The 19,436-nt window shown below is 68.2% G+C and carries 19 protein-coding genes; 3 read left to right on the forward strand and 16 right to left on the reverse strand.

Features of this window, described 5'->3' with window-relative positions:
* Positions 1-30: 30 nt before the first annotated feature.
* Both AC01Y6_RS02330 and AC01Y6_RS02335 read left to right on the forward strand, forming a co-directional pair.
* Complete coding sequence (locus AC01Y6_RS02330) at positions 31-432, forward strand: acyl-CoA thioesterase (protein ID WP_476670053.1); 402 nt, start codon at positions 31-33, stop codon at positions 430-432.
* Positions 433-501: 69 nt separating this feature from the next.
* On the forward strand, positions 502-840 hold the full coding sequence (locus tag AC01Y6_RS02335) for a DUF1640 domain-containing protein (protein ID WP_476670054.1): 339 nt from the start codon (positions 502-504) through the stop codon (positions 838-840).
* Here AC01Y6_RS02335 and AC01Y6_RS02340 read toward each other — a convergent pair.
* From AC01Y6_RS02340 to murI, 12 genes are all read right to left on the reverse strand, one after another.
* The gene (locus AC01Y6_RS02340; RefSeq protein WP_476670055.1) at positions 824-3,076 is read right to left on the reverse strand and encodes an endonuclease MutS2; all 2,253 of its coding nucleotides are present in this window, start codon (positions 3,074-3,076) and stop codon (positions 824-826) included. The genes AC01Y6_RS02335 and AC01Y6_RS02340 overlap by 17 nt on opposite strands.
* A gap of 22 nt (positions 3,077-3,098) precedes the next feature.
* Complete coding sequence (locus tag AC01Y6_RS02345; protein WP_428719944.1) at positions 3,099-3,425, reverse strand: hypothetical protein; 327 nt, start codon at positions 3,423-3,425, stop codon at positions 3,099-3,101.
* Positions 3,426-3,430: 5 nt separating this feature from the next.
* Positions 3,431-5,143 (reverse strand): glycoside hydrolase family 13 protein, encoded by a 1,713-nt coding sequence (locus AC01Y6_RS02350; protein WP_476670057.1) that lies wholly within the window; start codon positions 5,141-5,143, stop codon positions 3,431-3,433.
* Positions 5,140-5,472, reverse strand: a complete 333-nt coding sequence (locus tag AC01Y6_RS02355; protein ID WP_476670059.1) for a HepT-like ribonuclease domain-containing protein — start codon at positions 5,470-5,472, stop codon at positions 5,140-5,142. Before AC01Y6_RS02355 ends, AC01Y6_RS02350 begins: the two co-directional genes overlap by 4 nt.
* Positions 5,469-5,756, reverse strand: coding sequence for a nucleotidyltransferase family protein (locus tag AC01Y6_RS02360; RefSeq protein WP_347240616.1), 288 nt, complete (start codon positions 5,754-5,756; stop codon positions 5,469-5,471). The genes AC01Y6_RS02355 and AC01Y6_RS02360 overlap by 4 nt, the downstream gene beginning before the upstream one ends.
* A 4-nt stretch (positions 5,757-5,760) precedes the next feature.
* Positions 5,761-7,080, reverse strand: coding sequence for a sugar ABC transporter permease (locus AC01Y6_RS02365; RefSeq protein ID WP_476670061.1), 1,320 nt, complete (start codon positions 7,078-7,080; stop codon positions 5,761-5,763).
* Positions 7,081-8,409 carry an ABC transporter permease subunit gene (locus AC01Y6_RS02370; protein ID WP_476670062.1) on the reverse strand — a complete coding sequence of 443 codons (1,329 nt, stop codon included), beginning with the start codon at positions 8,407-8,409 and terminating at the stop codon, positions 7,081-7,083.
* Between the two features lie 59 nt (positions 8,410-8,468).
* Positions 8,469-9,662 (reverse strand): sugar ABC transporter substrate-binding protein, encoded by a 1,194-nt coding sequence (locus AC01Y6_RS02375; protein WP_476670063.1) that lies wholly within the window; start codon positions 9,660-9,662, stop codon positions 8,469-8,471.
* A gap of 152 nt (positions 9,663-9,814) precedes the next feature.
* Positions 9,815-10,846, reverse strand: coding sequence for a hypothetical protein (locus AC01Y6_RS02380; RefSeq protein ID WP_428721824.1), 1,032 nt, complete (start codon positions 10,844-10,846; stop codon positions 9,815-9,817).
* On the reverse strand, positions 10,843-11,454 hold the full coding sequence (rdgB, locus tag AC01Y6_RS02385; protein ID WP_428716782.1) for an RdgB/HAM1 family non-canonical purine NTP pyrophosphatase: 612 nt from the start codon (positions 11,452-11,454) through the stop codon (positions 10,843-10,845). Before rdgB ends, AC01Y6_RS02380 begins: the two co-directional genes overlap by 4 nt.
* 556 nt (positions 11,455-12,010) lie before the next feature.
* Positions 12,011-12,850 carry a metal ABC transporter substrate-binding protein gene (locus AC01Y6_RS02390; RefSeq protein WP_347240610.1) on the reverse strand — a complete coding sequence of 280 codons (840 nt, stop codon included), beginning with the start codon at positions 12,848-12,850 and terminating at the stop codon, positions 12,011-12,013.
* A 328-nt stretch (positions 12,851-13,178) separates the two neighbouring features.
* Positions 13,179-13,952, reverse strand: coding sequence for a glutamate racemase (gene murI / locus AC01Y6_RS02395; protein WP_428719949.1), 774 nt, complete (start codon positions 13,950-13,952; stop codon positions 13,179-13,181).
* Between the two features lie 88 nt (positions 13,953-14,040).
* Between murI and metK the strand changes: the two genes are divergently transcribed.
* Positions 14,041-15,219, forward strand: a complete 1,179-nt coding sequence (gene metK / locus AC01Y6_RS02400) for a methionine adenosyltransferase (RefSeq protein WP_347240655.1) — start codon at positions 14,041-14,043, stop codon at positions 15,217-15,219.
* 115 nt (positions 15,220-15,334) lie between these two features.
* Here metK and speA read toward each other — a convergent pair whose 3' ends face one another.
* From speA to AC01Y6_RS02420, 4 genes are read right to left on the reverse strand one after another with little or no spacing between them, the layout of a single operon-like run.
* Entirely contained in the window at positions 15,335-17,227 is a 1,893-nt protein-coding gene (speA, locus tag AC01Y6_RS02405; RefSeq protein WP_476670082.1) for a biosynthetic arginine decarboxylase, read from the reverse strand.
* A gap of 15 nt (positions 17,228-17,242) precedes the next feature.
* The gene (locus AC01Y6_RS02410; RefSeq protein WP_476670066.1) at positions 17,243-17,797 is read right to left on the reverse strand and encodes a DUF72 domain-containing protein; all 555 of its coding nucleotides are present in this window, start codon (positions 17,795-17,797) and stop codon (positions 17,243-17,245) included.
* Entirely contained in the window at positions 17,787-18,497 is a 711-nt protein-coding gene (locus tag AC01Y6_RS02415; protein ID WP_428715822.1) for an alpha/beta hydrolase, read from the reverse strand. The genes AC01Y6_RS02410 and AC01Y6_RS02415 overlap by 11 nt, the downstream gene beginning before the upstream one ends.
* Positions 18,497-19,429, reverse strand: coding sequence for a ribose-phosphate diphosphokinase (locus tag AC01Y6_RS02420; RefSeq protein WP_347240607.1), 933 nt, complete (start codon positions 19,427-19,429; stop codon positions 18,497-18,499). The genes AC01Y6_RS02415 and AC01Y6_RS02420 overlap by 1 nt, the downstream gene beginning before the upstream one ends.
* Between the last annotated feature and the right edge of the window lie 7 nt (positions 19,430-19,436).

A 19,436-nucleotide genomic window follows, 5' to 3' on the forward strand; every position in this document is an offset into this window, starting at 1 on the left:
CTCCGGTCAGCCGTGGTAAGCTCTCCTCTCGTGGAAGGCTTTCCCGTGGTGGTCCCCGTGCAGGTGCGCTTTCGCGATCTGGACGCCTTGGGGCACGTGAACAACGCCGTTTACCTCACCTACTTTGAGGTGGCCCGGGTGGCCTACTTCCGAAGGCTGAAGGAGGACTGGCTGGAGCGGGGCCACTTCATCCTGGCCCGGGCCGAGGTGGACTTCCTGAGGCCCATCCTCCTCGAGGACCCCGTGGCGGTGGGGGTACGGGTGGTGCGGCTCGGCCGCTCCAGCTTTGAGATGGAGTACCGGGTGGAGGCCCGGGGGGAGGAGGCGGCCCGGGGCCGTACCGTGCAGGTCTGGCTGGAGGGGGGCCGCCCCGCCCCCCTGCCCGAGGCCATCCGGGAGCGGATACGGGCCCTGGAAGGCCGCCCCCTTTAAGGCCACCCCGGTGGAATGGTTCCGGGGGGTCCTTTTCGCGTTCTCCCCGGCTCTGCTATCCTGAGGCCAATGACCGTAGAGGAGCGCCTCTACAAGCTGGAGGGCATCGTGGAGGGGGTGATGGCCGTCCTCCCCGACCGGGTTTCGGCCCTGGAGGCGAGGATGGACCTTCTCCGCCAGGAGGTGAGGGCGGAGATCGCCGGGCTCCGCCAGGAGGTGAGGGCGGAGATCGGCGGTTTTCGCCAGGAGGTGAAGGGGGAGCTTGCGGGCCTCCGCCAGGAGATGGAGGAGAAGTTCAACGGGCTCCGCCAGGAGGTGAGGGCGGAGATCAACACGGCCTTCAACAAGGCCATGCTCTACTTCACGGCGATCGCGGTGGTCCTCGGGGTTCTCACCCTTTTTCGCTAGCCGAGCCCCTAAGGAGCACCACCGTGACGCCGTGCCCCCCCTCGTGGGGCGGGGCGTCGGCGAAGCTTTCCACCCGCTTTTCCCGCCTTAAGGCCTCCCGGATGGCCTGCCTAAGGGCCCCCGTCCCCTTGCCGTGGAGGAGGCGGAGGGTGGAAAGGCCCATGGCCCGGGCCTCCTCCAGGGCCTGGTCCACCTCGAGGAGGGCCTCCTCCACGGTGAGGCCCCGGAGGTCCACCTCCTTCACCTCCCGGCTCGGCTTGGCGAGGAGGGGTTTGGGCGGGGCCTCCTGGGGAAGAGGCTTGAGCTCGCCCGCCTTCAGGTTCATCTTCAGGGGCCCCACCTGCACCAAGGCCTCCTCCCCCCTGAGCTCCACCACCCGGCCCCGTTTGCCCAGGGAGGGGACCTCCACCAGGGTCCCCGGGGCGAGGCCCGGGGGGGGCGGGGGCGGCGGGGCCTTCTTGGCGTAGCGCTCCTTTAGGGCCATGAGCTCCCGGAGGGCGTCCCGCTTGCCCTCGGTCTTGGCCTTTTCCTTGAGGGCCTTAAGCTCGGCCTCCACCTTCTTGAGCTCGGCCCGCACCTCCTCCTCTAGGGCCCTTAGCCTTTCCGCCCGCTCCTCCTCAAAGCGGGCCTCCCGCTCGGCCAGGGCCTTTTTCAGCCGCTCCGCCTCGGCGAGCTCCCTAAGGAGCCTCTCCCGCTCCGCCTGGAGCTCCAACCGCTCGGCCTCCAGGCGCTCCAAAAGGGCCTCCAGCCTCCCCCCCTCGGGGAGGAGGGCCTCGGCCCGCCTAAGGACCTCCTCGGGGAGGGCGAGCCTCCTCGCGATTGCTAGGGCGTAGCTCCTCCCCGGCACCCCCAGCACGAGCTCGTAGGTAGGGCGGAGGGCCTCGAGGTCAAAGCGCATGGAGGCGTTCTGGATCCCCTCCCTTCCCTGGGCGAAGGCCTTTAAGGGGGAGAGGTGGGTGGTGACCATCCCCTTGATCCCCTTCTCCAGGAGGGCCTCGAGGATGGCCTGGGAAAGGGCCGCCCCTTCCTCGGGGTCGGTGCCGCTCCCGAGCTCGTCAATGAGGACGAGGCTCCCCTCTGTGGCCTCCTCCAGCATCTCCTTGAGGCGCCTTAGGTGCCCGGCGAAGGTGGAGAGGTTCTCCTGGAGGGACTGCTCGTCCCCGATATCCGCGAAGACCCGGTCGGGCCAGGCGAGGAGGGCCTTTTCCGCCGCCACGAAGAGGCCCGACTGGGCCATGAGGACGGCGAGGCCAAGGGTCTTTAGGAGGGCGGTCTTCCCCCCCATGTTGGGCCCGGAGATGAGGAGGATGCGGTTCTTCTCGTCCAGGGCGAAGGAGTTCCGCACGGGGTTTGGGATCAAGGGGTGGAAGGCCCGGAAAAGCTCGTACCGCTCCCCAAAGGCGGGGCGGGAAAGCGAGAGGTCCCGGGCCAAGGCGGCCTGGGCCTGGACGAGGTCCAAAAGGCCCAGGGCCTCCAGGGTCCCCGGCACCCCCTCGTCCTTGGCGAGCCTTTCGGAGAGGTCCCGGAGGACGCGGTTAACCTCCTCCTCCTCCTCCAGCCTCAGGGCCTGGAGGCGGTTGTTGAGCTTGACCACGGAGAAGGGCTCTATGAAAAGGGTGGCCCCCGACTCGGAGGCGTCCAGGAGGATCCCCGGCACCTTCTTCGCCATCCCCGCCTTCACGGGGACGCAGTAGCGGTCCCGCCTTAGGGTGACGAAGCGGTCCTGGAAGGCCTCCCGGTTTCGGTCCATGAGGGCGTAGAGGCGGTCCAGGATCTGCTGGCGGAGGGGCCTGAGCTCCTTCCGGATCTGGGCAAGCCTCGGGCTCGCCTCGTCCTTCACCGCCCCCTCCTCGTCCAGGGCCCTCCTCACCCGCTCCAGGAAAGGGGTGTGGTCGGCGATGCCCTCGGCCACCCCGCTTAGGGCGTTCCTAAGGGGAAGGAGCTCCCCCTTCAGGGCCATGGCCTCCTCCAGGGCCTTCGCCGCCCTGAGGAGCTCGGGGCCGGAAAGCCTCGCCCCCGTGAGGGCCCTCCGGTAGGCCTCCCTTAAGGCCCCCGCCTCGGGGAGGGAGTAAGGGTAGCTCAGGGCCTCCCCCGTGAGGGCGTGGCGCCTCTCCGCCTCCTCCCGGGGAAGGGGGGCGAGGGCCAGGGCGAGCTCCCGGCCCAGGGGGGTCTTGGCCCTCTCCGCCAGAAGGGCCAGGACCCTCGGGAACTCCAGGACCTCGAGGACCCCCCGCACAAGGAAAGAGTATACCCCGGGCTTAGCGCTTCAGGAGCTTAAGGAGAAGCGAAAGCACCTCCTTCTTCGCCCCGAGCTGAGCCCCCTTGGCCACCAGGAGGCCCAGCCGGCCAAGCCTCCCCGCGGGAAGCCGGGTCAGGAGAGCCATAACCTGGGAAAGGAGCCCTTCCCTTTCCTCAGGGCTTAAGGTCTCCCAGCAGCGCTGAGCCCCTTCCACCAGGGCACGCAGGCGCTCCCGAAAGCCCTGGGCGCTGGTCCCCTCCTTGCGGAGGGCCTCCGCCTCGGCGAGGAGGTCAGCCCTCTTTCGCACCACCCGCCGCACCTTTCCCCCAAACCGCTTTAGGCGCATCCCCCTCATTCTAAGGGCTCCAGGAGGAGGTACCGCGCCGCTACCTCCCCCGCCACCTCCTCCTCCCTCAGGAGGTCCAGCCCCCGGGGCACGGCAAGCCTCGCCCCCTCCTTGGCGAAGTAGGCGAGGACCTCCCGCCCCCCAAGCCTCCTGCGAAAGGCCAGCACCCCCGGAGGGGCCTTAAGGGGAAGGAGGCCCCCAAGCCTCAGCACGGGGTGGGTCTTCTTGAGGCGCACCAGGCGGCGGAAGAAGCGGAGGAGGTCCTGGTCCCAGAGGGCCTCGTCCCAGGGGAAGGGGGCGCGGCAGTAGGGGTCCCCCCGCCAGACCTCGTAGGGGTTGGGCTGGGAGAGGCCCACCTCGTCCCCGTAGTAGAGGGCGGGGCTTCCGGGGAAGGCGAAGAGGAGGGCGTAGGCGGTCTTAAAGCGCTCCTTGTCCCCTCTAAGGCGCCAGAGGGCCCGGGGGAGGTCGTGGGAGGAGAGGAGGGTGTACATGCTGTGGCGGAGCTGGAGGGGAAGGGCCTGGTAGTGGTCCAAGAGCGCCCGCCAGGCCTCCTCCGCCTCCAGGGCCACGGGGTTCCCGTGGAGGTCCCGCCCCGAGAGCCACGCCATCACCGGGTGGGCGAAGCCCGCGTAGTGCATGGCCCCGTCCAGGGTGTGGGCTCTTAGGGTGGGCACGGCGTCATAGGAGAGCTCCCCGAAGACCAGGGCGTCCGCCCGCTCCTCCTTGGCGGCCCGGGCCAGGGCCCGTAGCCAGCGGGCGTTTTTCCGGTTCGTCCCCCCTTCCCCGAGGGAGTGGGCCACGTCCAGGCGCCAGCCGTGGGCGAGGCGCATCCAGCGGCGGACGGGGGCCTCCTTCCCCAAGATGAAGCGTTCCTGGGTGAGCGCCGAGGCGTAGTCCAGCTTGGGCATGTGCTTCACGCCCCAGAAGCTGGCGTAGGCGCCGTCCGGGTAGAAGGTGAACATGCCCCTTTCGGGCGAGGTGGGGTCCTTCAGGGCCTTCTGGAACCAGGGGTGGGTCGCCCCCACGTGGTTGAAGACCCCGTCCAGGATGAGCCTCATCCCCCGGGCCTCGAGGGCCCCGTAGAGCGCCCTAAGCGCCTCCTCCCCGCCCAGGTGGGGGTCCACCCGGCCGTAGTCCTCGGTGTCGTAGCGGTGGCTGGAGGGGCTTTGGAAGATGGGGGTGAGGTAGAGGGCCTCCACCCCGAGGGCCTCGAGGTAGGGGAGGGCCTCCAGCACGCCCCAAAGGTCCCCCCCGTAGAACTCCCTGGCCCCCTCCTCCCCCGGGGGTTCGTTCCAGGCCTTTTTGCGGATGGGCTTTCCCCCGTAAAGCCAGGCCCCGTCCCTTGGGGCAGGCTCCGGGCGCCCCTGGCGGAAGCGGTCGGGGAAGATCTGGTAGAAGACCGCCCCGAGGGCCCACTCCGGGGGAAGGGGCTTGGCGAGGAGGTGGAAGAAGCGGTCGTAGCGGGGAAGGGTCTTCTCCAGGCCGTGGCTTCCCCAAAAGCCTTCGGGAAGGCGGAAGACGTAGCGAAAGGGGCTCGCGTGGACGGGAACCCGCGCCCTTAGGCCCCCTTCCCAGGGCTCCATGGTCTTTTCGTGGAGCTCCCCGTCCCGCTCAAAGAGGAGAAGCCCCTCCTTGGCCGCCGTCTCCAGGCGGATCTCCACCTCCTCCCCGAGCTCGGGGAAAGGAGGGTGGAGGTGCTCGAGGTCGTGATAGTTCATAACCTTTCCAAGAGGGTTTGCGCCTGAGCCTTCAAGAGGGGCAGGTCCCGGATGACCGTTTGCCAAACCTCTTCCAAGTCCACGCCGAAGTACTCGTGGACGAGGAGGTTGCGCATGGCCACCATTTCCCGCCAGGGGAGGTGCGGGTGGGCCTCGTGGAACTCCCGCCCCAGCCTGGCCGCGGCCTCCCCGATGCGCTCTAGGTGGTGGACCATCCAGACCTGAACCAGCTCGTCTTCCAGGAAGCGCGCCTTCCCCAGGGCCGCGTACCGCTCAACGTTCGCGATGGCCTCCAGAATGTCCAGAAGCCTCTCCCGGGGGCTCCTCATAGGGGCACGGCCTCCCGCAGGACCCGCTCCCGGAGCCTCGGGGCCAGGCCTCCCTCGCTCACCACGTCCACCGGGACCCCTAAAAGCCCCTCCAGGGCCAGCTTGAGCCGGGCGTGGTCCAGGAGGGTGCGCCCCTCCTCAAAGACCACCAGGAGGTCCAGGTCGCTGCCTTCCCGGGCTTCCCCCCGGGCCACCGAGCCAAAGACCCGCACCCTCACCGCCCCGTGGCGGGCGCATAGGCCTAGGACGGCCTCCCTCCTGGCCCTGAGGGTCTCCAGGTCCATGCCCTTATTCTTTCACGGCCCCCGCGGTGTAGCCGGAGACGAAGTACTGCTGGAACCCGTAGAAGAGGAAGAGGATGGGCAGGGAGCCTAAGACGCTCGCCGCGGCGAAGACTCCCCACTTGGTCTGGAACTGCCCCGTGGTGAAGCTTCTTAGGCCCACGCCCACGTTCCAGCTCTCCACCCCGGTGAGGACCAGGTTGGCCAGGACGAACTCCGAGTAGGTGCCCACGAACTGGAGGAGGAAGATGAAGACGAACATGGGGGCGGAAAGGGGAAGGAGGATTTTGGTGAAGACCTGCCACTTTGTGGCCCCGTCCACCATGGCCGCCTCCTCGAGGCTCGGGCTCACGCTCTCCAGGTAGCCCTTGTAGACCCAGGTGCCGAAGCTGATGATGCCGCCGGAGTAGGCCAGGACGAGCCCGGTGAAGGTGTTCAGGAGGTCAAGCCGCGAGAGGAGGTAGTAGATGGCCACCAGGGCCAAAAAGCCCGGGAACATCTGGACGAAGATGAAGAAGAGGAGGAGGGGGTAGCGCCCCGGCAGGTGGCGGAAGCGGGCGAAGGCGTACCCCGCCGTGGCGGTGAGGAGGACGGCGAGAAGCCCGGTGAGACCGGAGATGAGGAAGGTGTTCCGCACCCAGAGGAGGAACTTGGCCTCGGTGCCCTGCCCGGTGAACTGCCGGGGGGAGAGGAGAAGGGCCAGGGCGAAGACGAAGAGGGCCATGAGGAGGAGGAGCCTCCCCTGCCAGAGGTCCATCCAGGCCTCCGGGGGGAGAAGCCGCCTTAGAAGCCCGATGCCCGCCACCCCCAGGAGGGCGAGCCCCGCGAGGAGGGCGAGCCCCACCTGGTAGGGGTAGAGGACCACGCCCTCCACCAGCTTGGCGTAGTTTTCCAGGGAGGGCGCGGGCAGGTAAGGGATCACCTTGGCGTCCAGGAGGAGGAAGCCCGTCTCGGGCCTCTTGAAGCTGAAGAGGTTGTTGGTGGGGTCCAGGCTCGCCGCCACCACCTGGACCACCGGGTAGTAGACCAAGAGGATCAGCACCCAGAGGAAGAGGTGGGTCACCCCCTGGAGGAAGAGGGGCCAGGGGCTTTTCCGCCTTCCCTGGAAGCGGTTTGCGAGGGCGGTGTAGAGGAGGCTATAGAGGAGGATGAGGAGGACCAAGGCCCCGAGGAAGCCCAGGGCGTAGGCCCAGCCAAAGGGCACGAAGACGCTCCCGAAGGCCACCTGCTTGCGGTAGGAGCCCGCGTCAAAGAGGCGGTTCGCCGCGAACCAGTAGGCCCCGTAGAGGGCAAGGCCCACAAGGAGGAAGCCCAGCACCTTCCGCATCTACCGCACCTCCCTCAAGGCCCCCGTTGCCCGGAAGTTCACCAGGCTGATGAGCACGGTGATGGCGAAGATGACGAGGCTAATGGCCGCCCCCAGGCCGTAGGCCGACTGCCCCTCGGCGCTAAAAGCGGTCTTGTAGGCCCAGGAGATGAGGATGTCCGTGGCCTGGGCCGTGGCGAGCCTCCCCTCCTGGGCCGGTCCTCCTCCGGTGAGGAGGTAGATGAGGTAGAAGTTGTTGAAGTTGAAGGCGAAGGAGGAGAGGAGGATGGGGAGCATGGGCTTCTCCAGGAGGGGCAGGGTGATGCCGAAGAGGGCCTGCCAGGGGGTGGCCCCGTCCACCTTGGCCGCCTCGTAGAGCTCGTCGGGGATGGTGGAAAGGGCCCCCAGGGTGGCGGTCATCATGTAGGGGAAGCCGAGCCAGAGGTTGACCAGGAGGACCGCCACCTTGGCCCAGTCGGGGTCGTTGAGCCAGGGGATGGGGTAGACGCCTAAGACCCCGAGGAGGCGGTTGACCGCCCCAAAGTTGTAGTTGAGGAGGGCCACCCAGACCTGCACGGTGATCACGCCGGGAAGGGCCCAAGACACGATGAGGACCGTGCGGTAGAAGTTCCGGAGCTTGAGGCCCTTGTTGTTGAGGATGAGCCCGAGGACGAGGCCCAAGAGGGCGTTGAGGAGCACGGTGGCCGTGGCGAAGACCAGGTTCCAGAGGAAGACGGGGAGGAGGGCCTGGTTTGCCTGGGAGAGGATGAAGGCGAAGTTCCTCAGGCCCACGAAGTGGAAGGCGTTCACCTTGGCCACGAACTCCGCCCTAAAGGGCGGGACGCGGTCCAAAAGAAGGGTTTCTCCCTCGGCCTGGGCGATTCTCGCCCGCAGGCGGTGGCCCTCGGCGTACACCTCCACGGGCTCGCCCCGGCAAGGGTCGCAGCGCAGGGCCTCCGCCACCCCCGCCTCGAGGGAAAGCCTCGCCCCTTCCTGGGCCACCACCCGGGTCTCGGTGGAGCGGTCGGGGAAGCCGTTTCTCTGGCCCGAGTAGTCGGTGAAGGCCAGGTAGACCGTGAGGCCCACGGGGTAGAGGGTGAAGACCAGGAGGAAGGCGAGGGCGGGAAGGAAGTAGTACCAGTCGGTGAGCCAGGGAAAGAGCCTGCCCACCCCCACCGCCCCAGGGACCAGGACCAGGAGGGCCACCCCCAGGATGGTCCAGCCGGGTGGGGCGAAGTGGACCTGGAGGAGGAAGTAGGCCAGAAGTCCCGCCCCCGTGGAGAGGAGGAGGAGGCCCAGGAGGAGGCCCAGGGCCAGGAGGAAGCCGCCGAGACCTGGGGGGTGTTTCATGGCCTAAAGATACGCCCCCCACGGGGGCCAGGTGTCCCGTGGGGGGTGGGCATAGGGGCCTACCTGCCGATGGCCTTCTTGATCTCGGCCACCATGTCTTCCACGATCTTCTTCACGTTGGAGTCGGGCTTCTGGATGGCCAGGGAGATGGCGTTCCCCCAGGGGCCCCAGACCTTGCCCATCTCGGGGATGTTGGGCATGGGGGTGCCCAGGGGGAAGACCCGGGAGAAGCCCGCCACCACGGGGTCCTTCTCCAGCTCCCTCACCGCGCTCTTGGAGACGGGGATGCGCCCCCCCGCCTGGTTGAAGGAGACCAGGTTCCGCCCGCTCACCAGGGTCTTGGCGAAGTTCACCGCCTGGGTCTTGTTCTTGGAGTAGGCGTTCACCACCACGCCCTGCACCCCCAGGAAGGGTCCCCAGGGCCCCTTGGCCCCGGGCGGGGTGGGGAAGGGGGCGATGCCGAAGTCAATCTTGGCCTTCTTGTAGTCGCCAAGCGCCCAGGGGCCGTTGATGATCATGGCCAAGGCCCCGTCCTTGAAGGCCCCGTCCGCCACCCCGTAGTCCACCCCCTCGGGGACCAGGTTGTACCTGAAGCGGAGGTCCTTGATGAACTGGAGGGCTTTCTCCCCCACCTCGCCCCCGATGAGGAGCCTGGAGGGATCCAGGTTGCCCCGGGCGTCCTTGGCGAAGACGTTCTCGGCGCCGAAGGCCTTGAAGAAGCCGAAGTTGAAGTAGGGGTCGCCGATGTTGTAGAGGAAGCCGAAGGTAGAGCCCGTGGTGAGCTTCTGCGCCAGGGCCAGGAACTCCTCAAAGGTCTTGGGGGGCTCCTTCACGTACTTCTTGTTGTAGATGAGGGCCACGCTCTCGGCGAAGGCGGGAAGGCCCAGAAGCTTCCCCCCGAAGGTGAAGGCCTCCACGGCCACGGGCTGGAGGTCGGCGAGGTAGCTTGGGGTCACGTACTTGCCCACGGGCTCCAGGACCCCGGCCTGGGCCATCTCCCCGAGCCAGTCGTGGGGGATGGTGACCACGAGGTCCGCCGCCTGGCCCTGGGGGGCCCCCAGGATGAACTTCTGCTTGATGTCCCCGAAGGGAACCTCCACCACCTCCACCTTGGTGCCGGAGGTCTTCTCAAAGGCCCGGGCCTGGGCCTTGAGCCACTCCAGCTCCGGGCCGCCGAAGTGGGTCCAAACCGTGATCTTCCCCTGGGCGAGGGCCAGGGAGAGGCCAAAGAGCAGGGCCAGCGCTTTTTTCATATCCCACCTCCGGGCGCGTGGTAGCGTTTCCGCTTAGGTTTTTCAGCGCGCCCTCGGCGCCAAGTATACCACCCGGTGCCGGACTAAGCATTCGCCCAAGCCGAGGCAAATCCCCTTCCTGAGCGTCGTCCGGGGCCCCCCAGGCTGGGGGGTTAAAGGAGGGCCCGCGCCACCTCAAAGGCGATGAGGGCCAGGATCCCCACCTCCACCGCCTGGCTTCTCAGGTGGACCACCTCCTCGGTCACCATCTCGTAGGTGGCCTCGAGGACCCTAAGCTTCTCCTCCACGCTCCTTTCCAGCTCGTGGGCCCCGTAGAGCTCCAGGGCCGCCCGGTAGATCTTGGCGTAAAAGAGGTCCTCGGTGATGCGAAGGGCCCCTTCCATACGGGCCTTCACGTCGGCGATCTCGGCGTGGCGGGCCATGAGGCGGCGGCGGAGGCGCTGAAGCCTCCCGTAGCCCCAAAGCCCCCGTTCTCTCAAGACCAGGGGCACGGCCTCCAGCTCCTCGGTGAGCACCCGGTCGTAGTAGGAGAGCTCCAGAAGCTGGGCGTGGACGAACTCCACCAGGTCGGCCACGTCCCAGATCCCCTCGGAGTCCAGGATGAGGACCCGGTCAAACCCCAAAAGGGCCAGGTCCTCCGTGGAGTAGCTGTAGCGGTAGCGCGCCATCTCCCGGCGCACCTCGGGGGCGAACTCCTCCCTGGCCCCCATCCAGAGGGGGGCGAGGTCCACCGGGGGCTTGTGGGCCTTGGCCCCTTCCAGGCCCAGGGCGTGGTAGACGGTGAACTCCTCGGAGAGGCGCTTCTCCTCGGGGCGGAGGAGGGCCCCCTGGAGGTAGGGCTCCAGGGCGGCGAGCTCGGCCAGGAAGAACCCCTCCCAAAAGGGAAGCTCGGGGAGGGCGAGGGCCTTTTCCAAAAAGGCCTCCCACGGCACCCGCTCCCCCAGGTGGATGCGGAAGGAGAGGGAGGCCACCCCGAACTCGTAAAGCCGGGCGGTGAGGAGGCCCGAGACCCCCTCCACGCTCCGCACCCCAAGCTCCACCTGGGCCGGGGGGTTCTGGAAGCGCACCGCCCCAAGCCTCGGCCGGGAGAGGCGGAGGCGGGGGGTGGCCAGGCGGCCCAGGTCAATCTCGTCCGCCAGGTCAAAGAGGCGGTAGAGGGCGATGTGGGGGGAGAGGAGGTTCATTCCAGCTTGGAGACTTCCCGGGGAGGAGGCCCGTTCTTATAAGCTTCCAGGAGAGCCCTGAGGGCCTTTCCCCGGTGGGAGTGGCGGGCCTTCTCCTCCAGGGTCATCTCGGCGAAGGTCTTCCCCGCCTCGGGCACGAAGAAGAGGGGGTCGTAGCCGAAGCCCCCTTCCCCCCGGGGGGCCTCGAGGATCACCCCCTCCACGCTCCCCTCGTAGGCCTCGGCGTGCCCGTCGGGGTAGGCCAGGACCAAAACCGCCACGAAGCGGGCCTTCCGCTCCTCCCCCTTGAGGTGGCGCATCCTCTCCAGGAGGAAGACGTTCCTTTCCCGGTCCGTCTCCCGCCCCCCGTAGCGGGCGGAGTAGACCCCGGGCTCGCCCCCCAGGGCGGGCACCACCAGGCCCGAGTCGTCGGCCAGGGCGGGAAGCCCCGTGGCCTTGGCCACGTAGGCCGCCTTGAGGAGGGCGTTTTCCAGGAAGGTGGCCCCCTCCTCCTTGGGCATGCGCAAGGGGAAGTCGGCCAGGGAAAGGAGGGTCCAGCCCAAGGGGGCGAGGCCCTCCTTGAGCTCCCGCACCTTGCCGGGGTTGGAGGTGGCCAGGACGAGGCGCATCCTCCCTAGGATACCGCTTTTAAGGCGGCCACCACCTCCTAGGGGGTGTCCAGGGGGTGAGGAGGTGGAGGGCGTGACGGGGGAGGACCTCTGGGTGGCCGGTCAGCGGGTTCGCCCCGAAGGAGACCTGTGGGCCTCCATGGCCCCGGGTATGGTGGCGGTAGCAGGGAAAGGCGTCCAGGTGGCCGAACCCCGCACCTGGGCGTGCTTCCAGGGACCCGGCCCTTGGATGGGGGCGTCCGCTAAGTGCCCACACCTTGGCTTTGCAACACAAGACGCCCAAGCTTTGGCTGTGGGAAAGCCCTTTTGGGGCCCCCACCGCGGCTTTTGCCGCGGTGGGGTACTTAGAAGGGGCTCAAGGGGATGCCGGGGTAGGCCCCGCTAGTGGCCCGCTTCTCCAGGGGACGTTGGGAGAGCGCGCCCAGCACTTCAGGCTTACCCCGGCGGCACGGGAAGGGTGTGGCGCCTGCGCTATGAGGGAAAGGGGTGGAAGCTTATGGGCCTCCTTTCACGGACCGGAGGGGTATGAAGGGGTGAGCCCCCCCCGGCCCGTCCCTCAGCGTAGGCTCTGGGCGAAGGCCTCCGCCACCCCGCGAAGGAGGGTGGGGTAGTCCCTCGCACCCTCCCCCAAGACATCCACCAGCACGGGCTCCAACCCCAGGTTCCGGGCCACAGCCACGCCCTGCTCCTTGGCGGCCAGGGGGATCAGGAGGTGCCGCACCCCGGCTTCCTTGGCCACCCTCTGGGCCTCGGCCACGGCCTTGGCGCTTACGTCCGGCGCTTCCGGGTTGGGGACGATGTTGTAGAGAACCCTCACCCCGTACCGGGCGGCGAAGTAGCGCAGGGGGTTGCGGAAGGTGAGGACCCCGGGCGCCTTCCGGGTCTGGAGTAGCCCGGCCACTTCCCGGTCCAGCCGCGCGAGCTCCGCCTCGAGGCGGGCGGCTCTGGCGCGGTAGACCGCCCCTCCCGCGGAGTCAACCTGGGACAAGGCCTCCACCAAGGAGGGAAGGGACTTGGCCATGAGGAGGGGGTCCAGCCAGAAGTGGGGGTCCGGCCCGGTGGGGGTCTTTATCAGGCCGGCTTCCAGGGCCTCGGCCAGCACCACCACCGGGGTCTTCAGGCTGTTGGGCCGCACCACCTTATCCAGGATCCAGTCGTCCAGCTTGGCCCCGTTGGCCACCACCAGGCGGGCCCTGGCCACGGCCTGCACCTGGGAGGGGGAGGGGTCAAAGACGTGGGGGTTGGTGGAAGGAGGCACCAGAAGGCCCACCTCCATCCGGTCCCCTACCAGGGAGCGCAGGAAGAGGGCGTGGGGCTGGATGGTGGCCACCGCCGTGGGCTTTTGCCCCAAGGCCAGTCCCAGGACCAATAGGAGCGCCGAAAGTCTTTTCCACATGCTTCACCTCCGCCCTATACCCCGTGGAGGTATAGGGCAGTCCCATGGTAGGGTATATGAGAACGCAATGTCAATATCATCCAGGCTTACCTTGCAAAGATGAGGGCGACGGGTGTATATCTCCCGATGGGCAAGCGAGGCTTTATTCGCGGGGAGGCAAGCCCCAAGGAGGTCCTCGCCCACCACGAACCCCGACAGGATGCGGAAAAGCCGCCAGCTTCGTGGTGGAGCTGGTCGATGAGGGGCTTCTTGGGCATGCCCCTAGCTTAGCCCAAGAGGAGGAACCCCCTCCCGGGGCCCCATGCGGGCAAAAGCCCGCATGGGGGTATTAGAGCTCCTCCAGGCTCACCCGCCTCAGGTCTTCCACCCTCTCCCCCAGGCGCTCCGCCAGGGCCCGGTAGCTCTCCGGGTCCCCGGTCACGTAGTGGACCACCCGCCCCTGGCCCCCAGGGCTCAAAAGGCCCTCCCTTTCCAGCGCCCGGGCCACCCGGCGGGCCGTGGCCTCGGCGGAGTCAATGAGGCGCACCCCGGGGAGGACCTTCCCGATGGCCCCCTTCAGGAAGGGGTAGTGGGTGCACCCAAGGATGAGGGCCTCGAGGTCCTTGGGGGCTTCCTCCAGGTAGTGCCGGGCCACCAGGAGGGCCACGGGGTCGTCCCAGAGCCCCTCCTCCACCAAGGGCACGAAGAGGGGGCAGGCCCGGGCCCAGGAGAGGCGCAGGTAGCGCTCGTAGGCCCGGCTTTCCACCGTGGCCTGGGTGCCGATGAGCCCCACCTTCCCGTAGGCCCTGGCCTCCTCCGCCGCGGGCTCCAGGACCCCGAAGACGGGCACGGAGAGGTCCTCGGCGAGGTCGGGGAGGGCGGCGGAGCTCGCCGTGTTGCAGGCCACCACGATGGCCTTCACCCCTTCCCTGAGGAGAAAGCCCGCGATTTCCCAGGCGAAGCGCCGCACCATGGGGAGGGGCTTCCCCCCGTAGGGCACGCGGGCCGTGTCCCCGAAGTAGAGGAAGTCTTCTTGGGGGAGGGCCTGGCGGAGGGCGGAGAGCACCGTGAGCCCGCCCACCCCCGAGTCAAAGACGCCGATGGGGGCCTTGGGGTCCTTCACGGGCCGCCATCATACCTGGACGGCCAAGGGGGGGTGCTATACTATCGGGGTTGCCCCGAGGGGGCGGGTCCTGAAGGAGGTGCGCAAGTTGAGGCTGGTCACGTCTGAGTCGGTAACCGAGGGGCACCCGGACAAGCTGGCGGACCGGATCTCCGACGCCATCCTGGACGCCCTCATCGCCCAGGACAAGAAGGCGCGGGTGGCGGCGGAGACCCTGGTGACCACCGGGCTCGTCTTCGTGGCGGGGGAGATCACCACCGAGGGGTACGTGGACATCCCCGGCCTGGTGCGCAAGACGGTGCGGGAGGTGGGCTACACCCGGGCCAAGTACGGCTTTGACGCCGACACCTGCGCCGTCCTCACCGCCATAGACGAGCAGTCCCCGGACATCGCGGGCGGGGTCAACCTCTCCTACGAGTGGCGGGTCCTGAAGTCCACCGACCCCCTGGACCGGGTGGGCGCCGGGGACCAGGGGCTCATGTTCGGCTACGCCACCGACGAGACCCCCGAGCTCATGCCCCTCCCCATCACCCTGGCCCACCGCCTCACCATGCGCCTCGCCGAGGTGCGGAAGACAGGGCTTCTGCCCTACCTCCGCCCCGACGGCAAGGCCCAGGTCACCGTGGTCTACGAGGGGGACAAGCCGCTTTACGTGAAGACCGTGGTGGTCTCGGCCCAGCACTCCCCGGAGGTGGAGCAGGAGCAGCTTCGGGAGGACCTGATCCGGGAGGTGGTGCGCCAGGCCATCCCGGGGGAGTACCTGAAGGAAGGGGAGACGGAGTACCTCATCAACCCCTCGGGCCGCTTCATCCTGGGCGGACCCCACGCGGACACCGGCCTCACGGGCCGCAAGATCATCGTGGACACCTACGGGGGGGCGGTGCCCCACGGGGGCGGGGCCTTCAGCGGCAAGGACCCCACCAAGGTGGACCGCTCCGCCAGCTACTACGCCCGCTACATGGCGAAGAACCTGGTGGCGGCGGGGCTTGCGAGGAGGGCCCTCGTGGAGCTCGCCTACGCCATCGGCAAGGCGAGGCCCGTCTCGCTTAGGGTGGAGACCTTCGGCACCGGGGTCCTCCCCGACGAGAAGCTCACGGAGATCGCCGGGAAGGTCTTTGACCCGAGGCCCCTCGCCATCATCGAGGAGCTGGACCTCCTGCGGCCCATCTACACCCCCACCTCGGCCTACGGCCACTTCGGCCGCCCGGGCTTCCCCTGGGAGGAGACGGACCGGGTGGAGGCCTTGAGGCGGGAGGCGGGGCTTTAGGTACCCCGCTCTGGCGAAAGCCAGAGCGGGGCCCCAATAAGTTTCCCTCACGTGGGCTTAGGCCCGCAGGACCTCCGCTTCTTGGCTTGGGCCAAGGCTTCGCACTAAAGGGGCCTCAGTCCTCGAGGTAGGTGTACCCCTGGAGCTCCCGGGCGTAGCGCTCTAGGAAGACCCCCTTCTCCGCCGGGGAAAGGCGGCTTTGCCGCACCAGGCGCTCTACCCCGAGCATGAGCTCCCGGGCGGCGAAGCCCATCTTTTCAATGACCTTCTCGGCGGTCTCCCCGGGCACGAAGCGCTCTATGGCGAAGCCCTCCTCGTCCACCCTCACGTGGGCCTCCCCCACCTGGCCGAAGAGGTTGTGGTTGCTCCCGAGAACGTCCTGGTAGGCCCCCACCAGGAAGACGCCCAGGTAGTAGGACTCCCCTGGCCTAAGGGCGTGCACGGGAAGGGTCTGGCGCACGTCGTGCAGGTCAATGAAGCGGTCAATCTTCCCGTCGGAGTCGCAGGAGATGTCCACCAGGGTGGCCTGGCGGGTGGGGGGTTCGTGGAGGCGGCTTAAGGGCACGATGGGAAAGAGCTGGTGGATGGCCCAGGCGTCGGGCAGGCTCTGGAAGATGGAGAAGTTGCACACCAGCTTGTCGGCGAGGAGCTTTTCCAGGTCCTCAAACTCGTCGGGGGCGTAGGGGAGTTCCCGTACCAGGGCGTAAACCTTGCGGGCGATGTGGTAGAAGATCTCCTCCGCCAGGGCCCGATCCCTTAGGGAGACCAGGCCCAGGTCGTAGAGGGTCTGGAGGGTCTCCTTGTCGGCGAAGGCGTCGTGGTAGACCTCGCGGAAGTTCTTGGGGCCGAGGCTTTGCAGGCTTTCCCAAAGCTCCTTGACCAAGGGGTGGGCCTCCTCCGGGGGGGCCTCGGGCCTTCTTTCCCCGGGAGGAGCGATGACGTCAATGACCTCCAGGACCAGGACCTCGTGGTAGGCGGTGACCGCCCGTCCCGACTCGGTGACCAGGATGGGGTGGGGTTCCCCGTGCCCCTCCACCACCTCCTTGGTCACGTAGACCAGGTCCTCGGCGTACTCGGAGAGGGTGTAGTTGGCCGAGGCGTAGAAGTTGGTCTTGGAGCCGTCGTAGTCCACCGCCAGGCCCCCGCCCAGGTTGAGGTAGCGGAGGGGCGCCCCGAGCTTCCTGAGCTGCACGTAGGTCTGGGCCGCCTCCCGCACCGCGGCCTTGATCTTGCGGATGTCCGTCACCTGGCTACCGATGTGGGCGTGGACCATGACCAGGGCGTCCAGGAGGTCCGCTTCCTTCAGGAGCTCCACCGCCCGCACGATCTCCGGGGTGGTGAGGCCGAACTTGGCGTTCTCCCCTCCCGAGGCCTCCCACTGCCCCGCCCCCTTGGCCTTGAGCTTGTAGCGGATGCCCAAGAGGGGCTTGACCCCGAGCTCCTTGGAGAGGCGGAGGACCCGGGAGAGTTCGGCGAACTTCTCCAGGGTGATGACCACGTTGCGGCCAAGCTTTCTCCCCATGAGGGCCAGGCGGATGAAGTCGTCGTCCTTGAAGCCGTTGGTGGTGATCAGGGCCTCCTCGGAGAGGTCCTGGGCCAGGATGAGGGCGAGCTCGGGTTTGCTACCCGCCTCGAGGCCGTAGTGGTAAGGCCTTCCCGCCCTGGCCACGGTCTCCAGCACCAGGCGGCGCTGGTTCACCTTCACCGGGTAGACCCCCTGGTACCCCCCCTGGTAACCGTACTTCTCCATGGCCCTCTGGAAGGCCTCGTTGAGCTCCCGCACCCGGGCCTCGAGGATCTGGGGGAAGCGGAGGACCAAGGGCAGGGGCCTCCCTTCGTCCCGGAGAGCCTCCACGATCTCCAGAAGGGAGGCGGCGGGCCCCCCGGGGCCTGAGGGGGTGACCTCCATCTCCCCGTCCCGCCCGATGCGGAAAAACCCCGCGCTCCAGTGGGGCACCAGGTAGATCTCCTCCGCTTCCTTGGGGGTAAAGCGCTTGGCCGTTCGCAACCCGGTCAACCTCCGCTATGAGTGTAGGGCGGATGGACCCTCTTGGGAAGGGTGGCTTCGGTAGAGGTAGCCCTCCCCTTCGGGGACCTCCTCCGGGTCCACCAGGTAGAGGAAGGGCCCCCCTCCCTCGTTGACCAGGGCGTGGCCTCTGGCCCGGATGAGGGGGTGGAGAGGCCGGGGCGCTTGGAAGGCCAGGGGGACGGGGCCCACCTCTTCCAGCACCCCCGAAAGCAGGTCAAGCCAACGGGCGAAGGCCTCCGGCTCCACCTCGGGCACCAGAAGGCGGACCGCCCCTGCCTTGTCCCCGAAGCGCCGGAACCTTCGTAAGAAGCGCCTCAGGGTGCGCCGCTCCTCCCCGGTGGGGCGGAAGGCGAGGTGTTTGTGGCCCATCACGCTAAAGCGAAACCCCTCCGGGGCCAGGGCCCGGAGGCGGCTTATGGTCCTCAGGTCCCCCACCCGGTGCCACCAGGAAAGCTCCACCGTGGGGAAGGCCTTGCGGTAGGCCTTGAACCCCCCGGGAAACCCCCGGTAGCCCCTAAGCCCCTCGAGGATTTCCCCGCTAGCCGCCAAGCCAGTGCTCCAGGAAGGCCAGCCCCACCCGGGCCATGAGGGGGGTTATGGTGTGCCCCGCCCCTTCCTCCAGGAAGCGGGCCAGGCGGCCTTCGGGGTAGTGGGGCCTCAGGGCCTCCACCGTCTTCTCCATCCGCTCCAGGGGGACGATGAGGTCCTTGGTGCCGTGGAGGTGAAGAAGGGGCACCCCGCCGTAGGCCTCCCCCCGGGTGGCGGGCGGGGCCTGGTAGAGGGCCTTGACCTCGGGATCCTCCACCACCTGCCCCTTTGGGAGCTTCATGGGAAAGCCCGAGCCGATGAAGGCCAGGGCGGCCCTGGGGCGCAACCCCTCGGAGAGGAGGAGGTGGACCACGAAGGCCCCCAGGCTTCCCCCGGCGAGGAAAAGGGGAAGGCCGAAGCGCTCCTTGGCCTCCTCCGCCACGCTTCGGGCCTCCTCCTTGAAAGCCAGGGCCACGCGGTAGACCTCCTCCACGTAGCGGGGGCTCTTGGCGGAGGGGGGAGGGCCTTCCCGCTCCCCGTGCCTCGGGGCGTCAAAGGCGAGGAGGAGGAACCCCCTTTCCGCGTAGCCGGGGAGGAGGGAAAGGATCCCCTCCTTGGAACCCTGGAGGCCGTGGAGGGCGAGGAGGAGGGCCTTGGGGCGCTCCGGCACCTGAGCCAGGAGGGGGAGCCCGGCGAGGGTGAGGCGCTCGGTCCTTACCATCACGTGAAGAGGCTGGACACCGACTCCCCCCGGTGGATGCGCCAGATGGCCTCGGCGAAGAGGGGGGCCACGGTGAGGGTCCTGAGCTTGGGGCCTTCCTTGGGGGGGCAGGTGTCGGTGGCCGCCACCTCCTTCACGGGGCTCTTGGCGATGCGCTCCAGGGCCGGGCCCACGTAGACCCCGTGGGTGGCGGCGGCGTAGACCTCCTTGGCCCCGGCCTGCATGAGGGCCTCCACCGCCTCCACCAGGCTTCCCGCCGTGGAGATCTCGTCGTCCACGATGAGGGCGGTCTTTCCCTTGACCTCCCCCACCAGCATCCGCACCCGCACCTCGGTGTCCGAGACCCGCTCCTTGTCAATGAAGGCCAGGGGGAGGCGGAGCCTTCTCGCCAGAGAGCTCGCCCGCTTCAGGTCCCCGGCGTCCGGGGCCACCACCACGGCGTTCTCCAGGTCCAGCCGGGTGGCGAAGTGGTTGGCGATGACGGGCTCGGCGGAGAGGTGGTCCACCGGCACCTTGAAGAAGCCGTGGACCTGGGGGGAGTGGAGGGTCATGGTGAGCACCCGGTCGGCCCCCGCCGTCTGCAGGAGGTCGGCGATGAGCCTGGCGGTGATGGAGATGCGGGGGGCGTCCTTCTTGTCGCTCCGGGCGTAGGAGAAATAGGGGATGACGGCGGTGACCCGGGCGGCGCTCGCCCCCTTGGCGGCGTCCACCATCATGAGGAGCTCCATGAGGTGGTCCTGCACCGGGGGGGTGAGGGACTGGACGATGAAGACGTCGCCTTCCCTGAGGTTTTCCTCGTAACGCACGAAGAGGTTGTCGTTGGCGAAGCGCAAGGTGGTGCTCTTCCCCAGGGGGAGGCCTAGGGTGTCGGCGATGGCCTGGGCCAGGGGGCGGTTGGACTGGCCGGAGAAGATCAGGAGGGGGCGGTCCATGCCGTCC

Source organism: Thermus sp. (assembly GCF_056332225.1).

Excerpts from the sequence above, each read along its gene's own strand:
- AC01Y6_RS02335 (WP_476670054.1), top strand. The coding sequence starts at position 502 with ATGACCGTAGAGGAGCGCCTCTACAAGCTGGAGGGCATCGTGGAGGGG.
- AC01Y6_RS02345 (WP_428719944.1), bottom strand. The coding sequence starts at position 3,425 with ATGCGCCTAAAGCGGTTTGGGGGAAAGGTGCGGCGGGTGGTGCGAAAG.
- AC01Y6_RS02350 (WP_476670057.1), bottom strand. The coding sequence starts at position 5,143 with ATGAACTATCACGACCTCGAGCACCTCCACCCTCCTTTCCCCGAGCTC.
- AC01Y6_RS02355 (WP_476670059.1), bottom strand. The coding sequence starts at position 5,472 with ATGAGGAGCCCCCGGGAGAGGCTTCTGGACATTCTGGAGGCCATCGCG.
- AC01Y6_RS02360 (WP_347240616.1), bottom strand. The coding sequence starts at position 5,756 with ATGGACCTGGAGACCCTCAGGGCCAGGAGGGAGGCCGTCCTAGGCCTA.
- AC01Y6_RS02365 (WP_476670061.1), bottom strand. The coding sequence starts at position 7,080 with ATGCGGAAGGTGCTGGGCTTCCTCCTTGTGGGCCTTGCCCTCTACGGG.
- AC01Y6_RS02370 (WP_476670062.1), bottom strand. The coding sequence starts at position 8,409 with ATGAAACACCCCCCAGGTCTCGGCGGCTTCCTCCTGGCCCTGGGCCTC.
- AC01Y6_RS02375 (WP_476670063.1), bottom strand. The coding sequence starts at position 9,662 with ATGAAAAAAGCGCTGGCCCTGCTCTTTGGCCTCTCCCTGGCCCTCGCC.
- AC01Y6_RS02380 (WP_428721824.1), bottom strand. The coding sequence starts at position 10,846 with ATGAACCTCCTCTCCCCCCACATCGCCCTCTACCGCCTCTTTGACCTG.
- rdgB (WP_428716782.1), bottom strand. The coding sequence starts at position 11,454 with ATGCGCCTCGTCCTGGCCACCTCCAACCCCGGCAAGGTGCGGGAGCTC.
- AC01Y6_RS02390 (WP_347240610.1), bottom strand. The coding sequence starts at position 12,850 with ATGTGGAAAAGACTTTCGGCGCTCCTATTGGTCCTGGGACTGGCCTTG.
- AC01Y6_RS02415 (WP_428715822.1), bottom strand. The coding sequence starts at position 18,497 with ATGGTAAGGACCGAGCGCCTCACCCTCGCCGGGCTCCCCCTCCTGGCT.
- AC01Y6_RS02420 (WP_347240607.1), bottom strand. The coding sequence starts at position 19,429 with ATGGACCGCCCCCTCCTGATCTTCTCCGGCCAGTCCAACCGCCCCCTG.